Source organism: Flavobacterium sp. T50_26 (assembly GCF_057652995.1).
In genome coordinates this window covers 50798-65517 of the sequence record NZ_JBYFCC010000013.1, presented here as the reverse complement: position 1 = coordinate 65517, position 14720 = coordinate 50798, and the positions used below count along the sequence as shown (strand labels likewise).

At 34.1% G+C, this 14720-nt stretch carries 8 protein-coding genes; 2 read left to right on the top strand and 6 right to left on the bottom strand.

All coding sequences use genetic code 11. The features are described from left to right. Position 1 precedes the first annotated feature (1 nt). Positions 2-886: a ChaN family lipoprotein gene (locus AC23MC_RS09510; RefSeq protein WP_487568102.1), complete on the bottom strand. Its 885-nt coding sequence runs from the start codon at positions 884-886 to the stop codon at positions 2-4. After that, positions 864-3689, bottom strand: coding sequence for a WD40/YVTN/BNR-like repeat-containing protein (locus AC23MC_RS09505; protein WP_487568103.1), 2826 nt, complete (start codon positions 3687-3689; stop codon positions 864-866). Before AC23MC_RS09505 ends, AC23MC_RS09510 begins: the two co-directional genes overlap by 23 nt. Before the next feature lie 125 nt (positions 3690-3814). Here AC23MC_RS09505 and AC23MC_RS09500 point away from each other — a divergent pair, with 125 nt between their 5' ends. Next, the gene (locus tag AC23MC_RS09500) at positions 3815-5107 is read left to right on the top strand and encodes an aminopeptidase P family protein (protein WP_487568104.1); all 1293 of its coding nucleotides are present in this window, start codon (positions 3815-3817) and stop codon (positions 5105-5107) included. Between the two features lie 290 nt (positions 5108-5397). On the opposite strand, the gene AC23MC_RS09495 is transcribed toward AC23MC_RS09500, so the two are convergent. Next, positions 5398-8100, bottom strand: coding sequence for a T9SS type B sorting domain-containing protein (locus AC23MC_RS09495; RefSeq protein ID WP_487568105.1), 2703 nt, complete (start codon positions 8098-8100; stop codon positions 5398-5400). 275 nt (positions 8101-8375) lie between these two features. On the opposite strand from AC23MC_RS09495, the gene AC23MC_RS09490 reads away from it, so the two are divergent. Continuing rightward, a complete protein-coding gene (locus tag AC23MC_RS09490; RefSeq protein ID WP_487568106.1) occupies positions 8376-9164 on the top strand; it encodes an alpha/beta fold hydrolase in 789 nt (262 codons plus the stop codon). A gap of 52 nt (positions 9165-9216) precedes the next feature. Here AC23MC_RS09490 and AC23MC_RS09485 read toward each other — a convergent pair whose 3' ends face one another. From AC23MC_RS09485 to kbl, 3 genes are all read right to left on the bottom strand, one after another. Further along, the gene (locus AC23MC_RS09485) at positions 9217-11970 is read right to left on the bottom strand and encodes a PD-(D/E)XK nuclease family protein (RefSeq protein WP_487568107.1); all 2754 of its coding nucleotides are present in this window, start codon (positions 11968-11970) and stop codon (positions 9217-9219) included. Positions 11971-12032: 62 nt separating this feature from the next. Next, positions 12033-13424: an OmpA family protein gene (locus AC23MC_RS09480; protein WP_487568108.1), complete on the bottom strand. Its 1392-nt coding sequence runs from the start codon at positions 13422-13424 to the stop codon at positions 12033-12035. Between the two features lie 99 nt (positions 13425-13523). Then, positions 13524-14717, bottom strand: coding sequence for a glycine C-acetyltransferase (gene kbl, locus AC23MC_RS09475; protein WP_487568109.1), 1194 nt, complete (start codon positions 14715-14717; stop codon positions 13524-13526). Positions 14718-14720: the final 3 nt, after the last annotated feature.

Below are 14720 nucleotides of genomic sequence, written 5' to 3'. Positions count from 1 at the left end.
CTTAGTAGGTTTTGGTCACATCTTCGTCTATAACGAGAATAAAGTCGGCTTTATTGTAATGTTCTTGTTCTAATTTACTTAACTCTTTTTGTTCAACCGTAGCAATTGTAATAATTTTGGTGTTTTTACGGTATTGATCTACATACCAATTGATTCCTTCAAAAAAATCACTGTGATACGTTCCATTATAATGCACAAAAATAGTGCCGTTTTTTAGGTTTTGAACGATAAAATGAGCCATCGTTGCATCTTTGATTGCTTGGGCTTTTGGCATTTTTTCTCCGGCATGACCACCCATCATTTCCAACATTTTTTGATATCCGGGCAAATTAATATCAAACGGAATTGGTAATGGAGCAATCCAACTTTTTTCTTCATCGGATAAATCGTCTAAACCTGCAAAATCTTTTTTAAAAACGACACTCGCATATCGTCTTGGCACATTTGTGGCGATAAAAGGGAATTTTTTTGCTTTCGCAAAATCAACTAGTGGTTTGTAATCAGTTTTGTGATTGTTCCATAGTCGAGCGGTTGTGTCGAATTTTTTTTGATCTATTTCGTCATTCAAATATTGATTAAGCTGCTTTTGATTATCGGCTTCAATCATTTCTGCTCCTAAAACTAAAGGCTTTTTTTCGGCTAAATCTTTTGTCAATTCTAGTTGCAACCAGTGTACGATTGAATTATCATGGTGTTCACCAAACAAAACAAGTTCTGATTTTTCAGCAGCTTTTAGGATTTTTTCATAGGATGATTTTTTGCCGTTTTTATCGAAAACTTGGTAAGGTGATTTGTTTTGGGCGAATGAAGATGCTGATATTAACAACAATAAAAACCTCACTAACAGATATTTACTTAAAAAATTATTCTTTATTATTTCTTTCATTTTTTATGATTTCAAAAGGAGTGGATTGATAAATTTTTCCTTGTGTGATTTTGATTTGATATTTTCCGGGAATTAAATACGTTTTTCCGTTTTTTGATTCGGTTAAAATAATTTTCTTATCTTTTTTCTTCCATTTTTCGATTCCGGTTTTTGAAATTTCAACGTCGTAGTTCCATTGATTTATTCCGGTTGATGCAGTTTGTTTTTCTTCGAAAACAACAATTCCGTTTTCGTGAATTACTTGAATTGTCACTTCGCCTTGATTTTTTAAGTAATAATCTACATCTATTTTTGGCTCATTGGCAGGCAGCCATTTACTCCAAGTGCTTCCCCAGAAATCAGAATGAGCAAGATTATCAACTGAAAATATTTTTAGATCTGAAGCTAACGTTTCTTCATTCAATTGCTGAATTGACTTCAAATTCACTTTATAAATCGATCTTCCGTGCGTTCCAACCACCAAATCATGAGCTTCGGTTTGAATAACCATGTCATGAACGGCAACCGGAGGCATTCCGTTGTTGAAGGTTTGCCAGTTTTTCCCTTGATCGAATGAAATATATACACCATTATCAGAACCCAAATACAAAATATTCGGATTTACATTATCTTCCACTAACACATTTACAGAAAGCGTTTCAAATTTTGGAGCAATAGAATTCCACGTTTGCCCGAAATCATCGGAAAAATAAACATACGGTTTAAAATCATCCCAACGATAACCATTCAAAGTGACATAAACTCGTTCGTTTTTGTGAGTCGAAGCCACGACTCTGGAAACCCATAAATCTTTTGGAAAAGTAGTTGAAATATTCTGCCAATTCACACCGCCGTCTTTCGAAATATGCACTAAACCATCATCACTTCCCGCATAAATCACTCCAAATTGTTGTTTGCTTTCGCTAATGGTGGTGAGCGTTCCATAAGCAACATTTCCTTCTTTTCCACCTTGTGTTAAATCCGAAGAAATTTGTGTCCACGTTTCCCCTTGATCAAAAGAACGGTGAAGATATTGGGAACCCATATACAAAATATCTTGGTTATGCGAAGACAACAAAATCGGTGTTTGCCAATTGAAACGTAACGGTTTTTCGTCTTTTTTTGCTTTAGGTGAAATGTATTTGGTTTCCTTTTTGCTTCGGTCAATTCTATAATAATTTCCAAACTGAAAACCGGTAAAAACGATGTCAGGATTTCTTCGGTCAATTTGTGTTTGCATGCCATCGCCTCCCATTAAACTTTCATAGGCATATTTTCCTTCTTGATGCCATTCTACGTTGTACTTATAATTACTCGGGCCAACCCAAACACCGTTATCCTGCATTCCACCATAAATGTTATATGGTTTTTGATAATCTACGCTCACTGAATAAAACTGACTCACTCCGTGCGGATTGCATTTTATCCAATTGGCTCCGTCATCATACGAAATATTCAATCCTCCATCATTTCCGTTAACTAAATGACCTGGTTTTTTTGGATTTACCCATACAATATGATGATCCAAATGTACATTTTCCCGATTGATGGAAACAAAGGTTTTTCCGCCATCGTCCGACTTAATCAAAGGTACTCCTGAGATATAAAGTTTATCAGAATTGGAAGGATCTACAGAAATTCTTCCAAAATAATATCCGTAAGTATAAAAGAAATCATCAATAAAATCGGTATGTGTTTTTTTCCATGTTTTTCCGCCATCGATTGATTTATAGATTTCTGCACCAATTACTTCAGTTTCAAACAAGGCTTTATTAGCATCAGAAATAATGTTTTTTACTTCCTCCGGCAACATCTCGCCTTTACTAACCATGTTTTTAAGGTTTTGTGCACGATATTTCTCGGTAAGTCCGTGCTTTTTTAAAACGGTGTTGATTTCTTTATCAGAAATTTGCATAAAAACATCGCCCGGAACGCTAAACATGGTTGGCAAATTGTTTTTCTTTTCTTCATTTTTGGGTCGATTAAATTGATTATCTAAAACCGCATAAACAATTTGGTTATCAAAAGCAGCCAGACCAATTCTGCCCACACCTTCTCCGGTTGGAAAACCACTTTCTGAAGTAGAAATCAGCTTCCACGAATTTCCACCATCTTCACTTTTATAAATTCCGGAAGAAGATCCGTTTCCTAAAAAATTCCATGCTTTTCGGTCTTTCTTCCAAGCTGCAGCATATTGAATATTGAAATTTTTTGGCGAAACAGAAATATCAATTATTCCGGTTTCATCATCAATAAAAAGTGTTTGCTTCCATGAATTTCCGCCATCGGTTGATTTGTAAATTCCTCTTTCAGTATTTTTTGAATACAAATGTCCGGTCACGCCAACTACAATTTCATTGGAATTATTCGGATTAATTTCGATTTTTCCGATGTGATGACTGTCGGTCAAACCCATATTTTTCCAAGATTTTCCTTTATCAGAAGATTTTAAAATTCCGATTCCTGCATACGAAGAACGAGAGGCATTGTGTTCGCCGGTTCCTACCCAAATGGTTCCGGTTTTCCAATCTACGGCAATTTCTCCAATGTTTTGAGTAGGCGAAGAATCCATTACAGTTTCAAAACTCATTCCGTTGTTGTTGGAATACCAAAGTCCGCCCGATGCATAAGCCACATAAAATTCGATTGGATTATTGGGATTTACATCTACATCCACCACTCTTCCGCTCATGATGGTTGGTCCAACACTTTGAAAAGCAATGTTTTTTACAAAAGAATTTTCATTTGAAACAGTGGCATTTTGAGCCCATGAAAAGGAAACAAAAAAGAGAAGCCAAACAAAACCGACGCGTTTATTCCTCATTTGATTAATTTTAGTACGGAAAATTAGTCATAACTAAGCTGTTGACAAAATTTTATCGTTGAATTAACAGCAAATCGTTGTATTCTTGTTATTTTTGAAATTATTTAATTTACAATTTTCCTGATATGAAATACCATCCGATTGATCGAAATTTATACATAAAAAACCGAGCAAAATTTATCGCTCAGATGAAGCCAAACAGTGTGGCGATTTTTAATTCTAATGATAATTATCCGGTTAGTGCCGATACGACTTTGCCGTTTGCACAACACCGTGACATTTTATATTTGTCCGGCGTAGATCAAGAAGAAAGTATTTTGCTTTTGTTTCCCGATGCACCGTATGCTCACTTAAAAGAGATTTTATTTTTGAGAGAAACCAACAAACACATAGCCGTTTGGGAAGGCGAAAAACTCACTAAAGACCGTGCTTTTGAAGTTTCGGGTATTAAATCGGTGTATTGGTTGAGTGATTTTCATAAGATTTTGAAAGAAGTGATGGCTTATTCGGATACGATGTACATCAACACGAACGAACATTATCGTGCTTCGATTGAAACGGAAACCCGTGAGGCTCGTTTTACTAAATGGTGGAAAGAAAATTATCCGGCTCATAAAGTAGAAAAAAGCAATCCGATTTTGCAACGTTTGCGTTCGGTGAAAGAAAGTGAAGAAATTGACTTGTTGCAAAAAGCGTGTGATTTGACTGAAAAAGGTTTCCGCAGAGTGCTATCTTTTGTGAAGCCGAATGTGATGGAATATGAAATTGAAGCGGAATTTGCTCACGAATTCATCCGAAATCGTTCGAAAGGATTTGCCTATACACCGATTATTGCTTCTGGCAATAATGCGAATGTTTTACATTATATTGAAAACAATCAGCAATGTAAAGCTGGTGATTTGATTTTGTTGGATGTAGGTGCGGAGTATGCCAATTATTCAAGCGATATGACTAGAACGATTCCAGTCTCAGGCAAATTTAACGACCGTCAAAAGGCCGTTTATAATGCGGTTTTGAATGTAAAAAATGAAGCTACAAAATTATTAATTCCCGGAACTTTGTGGAAAGAGTATCATTTGGAAGTTGGTAAAATAATGACTTCCGAATTATTAAATTTAGGTCTGTTGGACAAAGCTGATGTGCAAAATGAAAACCCGGAATGGCCTGCTTATAAAAAATATTTTATGCACGGAACTTCTCATCATTTAGGATTGGACACGCACGATTACGGATTGTTGCACGAACCAATGCAAGCCAATATGGTTTTTACAGTTGAACCCGGTATTTATATTCCAAAAGAAGGTTTTGGTATTCGTTTGGAAGATGATGTGGTGATTCAAAAAAGTGGTGAGCCGTTTAATTTGATGCGGAATATTCCTATTGAGGTTGAGGAGATTGAATCTTTAATGAATGCTTAGTTTGGTTTAAAAGTTTAAAGGTTTAAGAGTTTAAAAGGCGACTTGCAGGAATGTGGGTCGTTTTTTTGTCTGCAAAGTTGTCATTCCGACGAAGGAGGAATCTCAAAATCTGAATAACTTTATGTGATTTCTCCTTCGTCGAAATGACACAAAATCTATTACAATTAATATATTCATATCAAAATTCCTTTTCTTAAAAATAGGATTTTTATTCCGTAATAATTTACTTTAATTTGATTAAGCCAAATTTTTTTTATGAGAACTATTGCTCTTGATGTGGAAAATAAAAATTACCTTTTCAATGAAAAATGTCCTCGGTAAATTATTTCACTATCAGATATGCGGATTATTTTAAACCAATAATCACTTGTTGGAAGATTAATTCCATTGTATTTTCCATCCCAACCGAAACTGTTTTTATCAAATGATTTAATGAATTTTCCGTATCGGTCATAAATTTCTACTTGAAATAGTTCTTGAAATTCAGAAAACTTAACTCGCCAATTATCATTAACTCCATCGCCATTTGGGGTGAAAAACTTTGGATAATTAAGTAAGTAAATTTTTTCTGCTATACCAACGCAGTTTGATTCATTTTTGATATAAATATTGTATTCTCCGGCTAGTACATTTTCAAAATAATTACTATTTTGGTATGTTATACCGTCTAAAGAATACCAGAAATTTTCATCGTTTGGCAAAACGGTAATCGTGTTATTGCTGTCTGTCCAATCTTCTGTTATAATATTTTCGATGGTTGGAGGTGTTGAAAATTGTATGACTAATTCCGTTATTTTATAACAAGAATTTTGTTCAGAATATATTCTGATAAAAATAGTTTGATTTGTTACTTGATAGTTTTGATAATTGATAATTGGGTTCAAATTTCCATTGGCATCCTCAAAAGAATTATGATAACTAAAATCAAAATCAGACTCTAATGCACCTGAAGGAAGGAAGAAATTGTTGTAATCAGAAAGATTGATAACTTCAAAAATATCCTCTTCATCCTCTATACAAAAAACAATTTTATGTTGATTGAGACTTGACCCCAAAAGATCTGAAATAATGATTGGAATGCGTTCACTTTCACATTCATTAATGGTTTGGCTCACATAATAAGTGTTTTCAGGAATAATTGCTGTGGAAGAAGTAATTGCATTTCCGCCTATCGAATCATAAAAGGTTATATTTTGTCCCGATATAGCTAAATCTGAAAGCATTAAATTTTCAACATAACAAGGTTGTAAAACATTAAAAATTGGAGGTGGGGGAACGAAAATGGTCATTATAACCGGTAATCTTTCTACATTAGGACAATTTTCAACAATGTTTTCATAATAATAAGTCTGCCCATCAACTACTTCAAAATCATCACTTAAAGGCGTTGAAGATACCATCGAACTATACCATTTTACATTTAATGCTTTTGGTTTGATGTCTGCAATTACAGGATTTGGTGTTGTACCGGAACAAAATTCGTAGGTGTCTTCAAACAAAGGTTCAATATCACAATTGGTGAGTTTTAAAACATATGCTCTTGTTTCATCAAAAAACCATCCGGTATCCGCTATTTCAAAAATATCTGTTGATAAAATATAATTAATAAATGGATGGGGGTCAAAATCGGTTTCTCTGCTAAAATAACCTCCTAACAGTATATTGTCTTCTGAATCAATATTTATTGCATTAAAACTTACACCATCTTCAATCGTGTTTTCAAATAATCGTTTATAATCAATCAATTCTCCACTTGAGTTTGCTTTCAATAATAATGCAGACGCATTTTCTACCTCTACAGTTGTGTCTACATTCTCGTAGAATAATTGATTATACTCTGACTTTATTGGCATAATCAATTCACCAATACTATTAAAATCAAAATCTAAAAGGCTTTGATCTCCAGGACCAAATAAAGGAATATCCCAAATGTGGTTTCTATTTGAGTCTACTTTAAACAAGACCGAATTATAACTTATGTCTGTGCTAGCAGGTAGATCACTTATAATTATATTGTTAAACGAAATAGAAAAAGCTTCAGTGTAATTGACTGAGAAGAAAATATTATCTGATGTATCGATTTTCATCTGAGAAACAGTATAATCCAACAAATCCATAATCCAATTTTCATCAAGATTAGGAAGCAACTTGAATATGAACTTTGATGTAGAATCTGCTTCTGATTGAACTTGGTCCAGGACTGTACTTCCATACCTAAAGCTATTTCGATAAAAACCTGTACAATAGATATTATTTTGGCTATCTACTTCAATTCCTGAAAAACCATTAAAAGAGCTACTATTTTGATTATCAAATTTCTTTTCCCAAATTGGTGTTAAGCTGTTGTCTAATTTGGTTATGTAACCCCATTCGACTAAATAAGCAATAAAAATATTATCACTATATAAAATAGTATGTCCAACCGCTATTATATTATTATTGTTGTCTAATTCAATATCATAGATTAAAGTATCTTCAAATAGGATAGTATCTATATAATTGCCTTGAGCATCTAATTTCAATACAAACCCATAATATTGATCTCTTGATAAACCTTCGTGGGTTGGTGAAAATATATTTTGAAAAACTGGATTTGGAGGATTTGGATCAAAATACAATGTTGAAACGGCGGGCATAACATATCCACTTATGAAAATATTTTCATTCTCATCTAACTTTATTGAATAAAACAAGTAAGTCCCCCCTACTCTCCAATTCTTCGCCCATACAACATTTTTATTTTCGTCTAATTTTACTAAAAAACCGGAAGTTAGAACACCTGTATTAAAAACTATTTCTTCCTGACCATCTCCAAAATCAGAATAACCACTATGTATTCCTATACTATAACTATCGTTACTACTGTTGGTAACCAAATTCCTTACCAAAGAACTAGGAACGTATTCATTTTGACCCACTACTCCTTTTGAAGTATATACCCAATCAAAGCCTTGTCCCAAAGATTGTAAGGGAAGAAGTAAAATTAAAAGCAATACTAAAAGTGCTTTTGATTGTAAATTAATAATATGTTTACAAAATGAAATCACAAGTAAATAGAATTGAAAACAATGAATTAACGAAAATACAAAAAAAAATCCTAAAAGACTTACTTTCTTGGCTTTAGAAAAGAGATGTAGTCGGGCTGCACTGGGAAATTATAAAATTAAAGAGTTGTGATATTCTGTTTTAATAAACTAATTTATTCATTTCAAATTGGATTTTCGTTCAGTTATAATTTACTTTGCCATACCAACTTGAAACCTGAAACTTGAAATCTAAAACAACCCTCTACAAAAACACCAAAATCAACTATACCGATGTTGGAAAAGGAACAGCCGTTATCTTATTACACGGCTTTTTAGAAAACCTTTCGATGTGGAACGCTTTTGTGGATGAATTTTCAAAGAAAAACCGTGTCCTTGCTATTGATTTGTTAGGCCATGGAGCTACAGAATGTTTAGGTTACATCCACACCATGGAAGATCAGGCGGATATGGTTCATCACGTTTTGCACGAGCTCAAAGTTAGGAAAGCGTTTTTTATTGGGCACTCGATGGGTGGTTATGTGGCATTGGCTTTCGCCGAATTGTATCCGGACAATGTAAAAGGATTGGTTTTGCTTAATTCGACTTCTCGTGCCGATAGTGAAGAACGTAAAATAAATCGAGATCGGGCAATTTTGGCAGTTAAACAAAATTATTCAGCTTTTATACGGATGTCGATTGCTAATTTATTTAGCGAAGATAATCGGGAACGCTTAGCCGATAAAATTGAAGAAGTTCGCAACGAAGCTTTAAAAACACCACTTCAAGGCATTGTCGCCGCATTGGAAGGCATGAAAATTCGCAACGACAGAGAGGTTTTGTTGCACTTTTCGCCTTATCCTATTCTTTTGATTTTAGGAAAAAAAGATGGCGTTTTAAATTACGACGATAGTCTTGAACAAATAGAAAATACTAAAGTGGAATTGGTTTCTTTTCCGGATGGACACATGAGTCACATTGAAAATGAAGCGGAATTGAAAACCGTTTTGCTACACTTTTTGAAAAAAATATAATTATTTTTAACCATATAAGTCGTATAAGCCTTTTTTGCGTAAACTTATTTGGTTATATTATTTTCTCCTCAAAAGGTAAATCAACATTCAAAATTTCATTTAACAACACAATTAATTCGGTTTTAAAATCATTCAAAACAGAATCGTCTACTAAATCGCTTACCAATTCTCGACCTTCTTTAATTTGAAAAGGCATGAAACCAGCTTTTAAATTTTTGAAGGAAATAATGCCGACTTCCAATTCTGTATTTGGAAATTCCGTTTGAACCATGAAAGCATAACACAACAATTGAATGATTTTATCGTATTTAATATCTTCGGTTAAGCCTTGCCAATGTTGAATGGCCAATCCGTTTTGTTCTACTTTTCCTGTTTTGTAGTCTATAATGCGAAGTTTACCATTTCTGAGTTCAATTCTGTCTACATTTCCTTTTATTTTGATAGGAAAAGGTAAACGCCCATCAGTCAACATTTGTTCGAAATTTTGCTCTAAAAAAAGCACTTTAACTGCATCACCATGTTCGAGCAAGCGTTTTTCGAGTTGAAGAAAATTAAAGACATTTCGCTTGGCCACTTCAAAAGCGAGTAGATTTTTGCCTTTGGTAATTTCGCCTTCTTTGTAAACGTATTTGAACTGTTTTAAAACTTCATCATTGGCCAATTGCAACATGTTTTCAATGGTAGAAACACTTAAAAAAACATTCAAATAGGGTTTATATAATTCTTCCAAAGCACCATGAATGATGGTTCCGAGTGTATTCACCGCAATATTTTCCTCCACCTCATCCACTTCAGAGATTCGCAAAATTCGTTGAAAATAAAACTGAATTGGATTTCGAATATAGGTTGTTAAAGTAGAAGGTGAAAATCCGTTTTCTGCCATTTCTTTCAATCGTTCCATTACCAAATCAGACTTTTCCACTTGAATGACTTCTCTGGCTTTTTCCGGCAAATAGGCATTGTAAATTTGGTGTGAAAGAATATGATTAGATTGTTTTTCCACTTCCAATTGCGTAATAAAACGGCTTTTTTCGCCTGCATCAATTCCTTCTGATTCTGTATTGTAAAGCAGGTATACATTTTTGGCTCTTTGCAATAAATGATAGAAATGATAGGTATAAATAGCATCTTTTTCTTTAAAAGTAGGCAAACCTAATTCTCGTTTAACATCTAACGGAATAAACGAATTTTGCGACTTACCAGCCGGGAAAACCCCTTCATTCATAGAAGTGATGATAACCGTTTCAAAATCGAGCACACGGCTTTCTAAAACACCCATAATCTGCAATCCTTGTAATGGTTCACCTTCAAAAGAAACTTCGGCTAAATCGATAATTTGTTTGTAAAGCGAAAATAAACCTTCAATAGAAGTAATATGATTGTGTTGTTGGCAATAAGTTGCTAGTTTATTAATCACTTTAAAAACTGCATACACAAAGCTATTGGTTAACTTATCACTGGTTACTTCACTTAACAAATAACTCCTAACTAGCAGTAAAATTGATGAAATTCTTTCTAAAACTGAAACTGGATTGGCTTCCCATCTTTGAAATAAAAGTGTAAAAAATTCATTTTCTGCTTCGCAAAACTCGAGTAATTTTGAATGAGTTATAAAAGTATAATTGTTTTCATTTATTTTCTTTACGACAGATTTTGCTTTCGCGAAAGGTTCTACGAGTGGATTTTGAAGCACTTCCAACACATCCTTATAATAGAAAACATAACTGGTTTGGCTTCGGTTAAATGCATTTTGATGCATTTTAAAAAGCTTAGAAACCAACAATTGTGCAGGATTGTTCTTTCCGGAATATCCCATCGTGATATTTAGATGTGAAACAGATTCCGGTAACGAATGCAAAAGCGGAACCAGCATGTTTTCTTCTCCTAAAACCACTGCAATATTTTCCAATTTTTGTTCGGAAGAAATGGATTCAATTATCTCACCAACCAACTTAGCTTGACCAATGGTTTTGGGCGTTCCCATGATTTGAATAGTCTTAGGTTGCTTGAATTCATTGAATAACCATTCGTAAGGGTTTGATTTGTAATGCGACCACGATTTTTTGATTTTTCTTGCAAATAAACCTGCATCGTGATAAGGATCATTGAGAAAAGTTTCTTCTACATCCCACAACACATCTGCTTTTTCAACTGAAAGTAGGTGCTGAAATATTTTTTCTTCAGCTTGATTTAAAGCATTAAATCCGGCAAAAATGATTTTATGATTAATGGAATTTGAGAAGTGATTCAAATTTTCGACTGCTTCTCGGTAAATTAAACCTTGATAACCAATTCCTTTAGAAAGTAAGTGTTTATAGAATGCATCATAATACAAAGGCATATTCTCCCAAAACAAGAGATAATTATCAATTAATTTTGTCTTGTCTTGTGGTTCAAGATTCCATCGTTTGATAGCTTCAATATCTTTTAAATACGAAAAGACGTGATTTGGTTCGAGTAAATACCTATCAATTTCATTAAAATCTTGCAACAATGTTTTCCCCCAATTAGAAAACTGTTCAAAAGGCTGCTGCTCTTTTTCGGTTAAACCGATGTAAACATTATAGAATTCGAATAACAATTCAACTGAATCTACCGAACGTATTCCGGCAATGTCTTGAATAAAGTCTTCGATACTGATAATTTTGGGAGCAAAACTGTTGTGTTGAATTTCATTTTTTAATTCTTCTAATAAAAAGACTTTTGCTCTTTTATTGGGAAGAACAACAACTAATTCCTCAATTGTAGCTGAATAATTAGTAACGATATGTTTTGCAAGTAACGATAAAAAAGAAATTGGCTTCATGTTATAAAAATAAAAAAACGCCCCGATAAATCGGAGCGTTTCTTCAATTATTTAAAAAGAAATTATTTTATAACAACAACTTCTGTTCTTCTGTTTTGAGCTCTACCTGCAGCTGTTTTGTTATCAGCAACTGGTTTAGATGGTCCAAATCCTTCAGACTCTAATCTTGAAGCGTCAACACCGTTAGCGATCAAGTAATCTTTAACAGCAGCCGCTCTTTCTTTAGAAAGTCTTTCGTTTGTTGCTAATGAACCTGTACTATCTGTATGTCCTTCAATTCTGAATCTTGAATGTGGATATTCGTTCATTACATTTTTGATAGAAGCTAAAGTTCCGAAAGAAACTTGTTTGATAGTAGATTTACCAGTATCAAATAAGATAGATTTAGCGAAATCATTTAATTGTTTAACAACTTCTTCCGATACTTCAGGACAACCGTTGTTAGCAACAGTACCTTTTACATCTGGACATCTGTCATCTTTATCAAGAACTCCGTCACCATCTCTATCTGGCCATGGACATCCTTTGTTTTCTTTTGGTCCTTTTTCGTTTGGACAAGAATCATCTTTATCAGCGATTCCATCTCCATCTGCATCTGGACATCCTTTTAATGTTTTTAAACCAGCAACTTCTGGACACTCATCATCTTTATTAGGAACTCCGTCTCCATCAGTATCAGGACAACCTTGGAATTCAGCTAAACCAAATTCGTTTGGACAAGCATCATCACCATCGATGATTCCGTCACCGTCTGTATCAGGACATCCGTTGAATTGTTTTAAACCAGCAACTTCAGGACAAGCATCGTCTTTGTCATAGATTCCATCACCATCTGTATCTTTACCACCAAATTTGAAAGTAAGACCAGCAAAGTGTTGTAAGTGAGATGGCATAACTGTTCTGTCATCCTCGAAAGAATGTTTGTAAGTAGATTTTACAGAAAGACCTACTACTTCTGAGAACCAAAAGTTAAATCCTAAACCTCCGTTTACTGTACCAGCACTGTTATCACCTAGGAAAGTGTAACCTCCACCAATGTGTAAAACAGGCTCAATAAATTTGAAGTAAGTACCAACACTATAATTGATGGTTCCATCAACTGCATAGTACATTTCGTCAATGTTAGTAACTACATAATCACCATTATTCATAGGTGATTTTTCAGATACAAATTTGTCAATCTTGTTAAAAGATCCTGTTACTCCAAAAGAGAAATTGTCTCCTACGTGTCTAGATACCGTTAAGTAAGATACAGAAGGAACAACATTCCAAAAATCTTTTGCGTTAAAATATTCAGAGAACTGATTTTTAACACTTTCGGCAGCACTAACTCTACCTCCGTCTACGGCATTCACTCCAAAAGAGATTGCCCATGGGTTATTACTATCCTGAGCCTGCGAACTTAGTCCGGCAAACATAAAGATAGCGATAACTAATTTGTTAAGATGTTTCATACTTGATTTGTTTTGATTACAATACATTGTTAATTGATGCAAAAATAAGATGTTTTCCGCTAACTACAAAACTTAATGTTAAAAATATTAATAAGAAAACTATATAACATTCAATAACCTACCCACTTGAGTAAATGCATCTATTGCAATATCTAGATGTTCTTTGTTATGAGCAGCAGAGAGTTGCACTCTAATTCTTGCCTTATCTTTTGGAACTACCGGAAAAAAGAAGCCAATTACATACACTCCTTTTTTTAACAATTCATCGGCCATTTGCTGTGATAATTTTGCATCATATAACATTACCGGAACAATAGCTGAATCTCCATCAATAATATCGAAACCCGCTTCTTTCATTCCTTTTTTAAAATAATTGGTATTCCATTCTAATTTATCGCGAAGCGTTGTGTCTTTTTCAAGCAATTCAAAAACTTTCAAAGAAGCTCCAACAATTGAAGGTGCCAAAGAATTTGAAAACAAATAAGGTCTTGAACGTTGTCGTAATAGTTCAATAATTTCTTTTTTAGCTGTGGTATAGCCTCCCATGGCTCCGCCTAACGCTTTTCCTAATGTTCCGGTAATAATATCTACACGGCCCATAACCCCTTTTGCTTCAAGTGTTCCTTTACCTGTTGCACCAATGAAACCGGCTGCGTGACATTCGTCTACCATTACCATCGCATCATATTTATCGGCTAAATCGCAAATTTTATCCAATGAAGCAACTATACCATCCATCGAAAAAACGCCATCGGTTACAATTAATTTGAAACGTCTTCCTTCTTGATTAGCTTTAATTAATTGTTGTTCCAACTCTACCATATTATTATTATCATAACGATAACGGGCTGCTTTACACAAACGAACACCATCAATAATAGAAGCGTGATTCAAACTATCCGAAATTATCGCATCTTCTTCGCCTAACAAAGGTTCAAAAACACCACCGTTTGCATCAAAAGCTGCAGCATACAAAATTGTGTCTTCGGTACCGTAGAATTCGGCAATTTTTTGTTCTAATTGTTTATGAATATCTTGAGTTCCGCAGATGAATCGCACAGACGACATTCCGAAACCATGCGAATCTAATGCATCTTTGGCTGCTTGAACCACTTCCGGATGAGAAGAAAGTCCTAAATAATTATTTGCACAAAAATTCAATACTTTTTCGCCAGTTGAAATGGTGATTTCAGCTCCTTGCGGTGAAGTAATGATGCGTTCTTTTTTAAACAATCCGTTTTGTTGAATTGTATCTAATTCGTTTTGTAAGTGTTGTTGTATTTTACCGTACATGTT

Bases quoted from the DNA above. Each gene is read 5' to 3' on its own strand.
- AC23MC_RS09510 (WP_487568102.1), bottom strand. From the start codon at position 886: ATGAAAGAAATAATAAAGAATAATTTTTTAAGTAAATATCTGTTAGTG.
- AC23MC_RS09505 (WP_487568103.1), bottom strand. From the start codon at position 3,689: ATGAGGAATAAACGCGTCGGTTTTGTTTGGCTTCTCTTTTTTGTTTCC.
- AC23MC_RS09500 (WP_487568104.1), top strand. From the start codon at position 3,815: ATGAAATACCATCCGATTGATCGAAATTTATACATAAAAAACCGAGCA.
- AC23MC_RS09485 (WP_487568107.1), bottom strand. From the start codon at position 11,970: ATGAAGCCAATTTCTTTTTTATCGTTACTTGCAAAACATATCGTTACT.
- AC23MC_RS09480 (WP_487568108.1), bottom strand. From the start codon at position 13,424: ATGAAACATCTTAACAAATTAGTTATCGCTATCTTTATGTTTGCCGGA.
- kbl (WP_487568109.1), bottom strand. From the start codon at position 14,717: ATGTACGGTAAAATACAACAACACTTACAAAACGAATTAGATACAATT.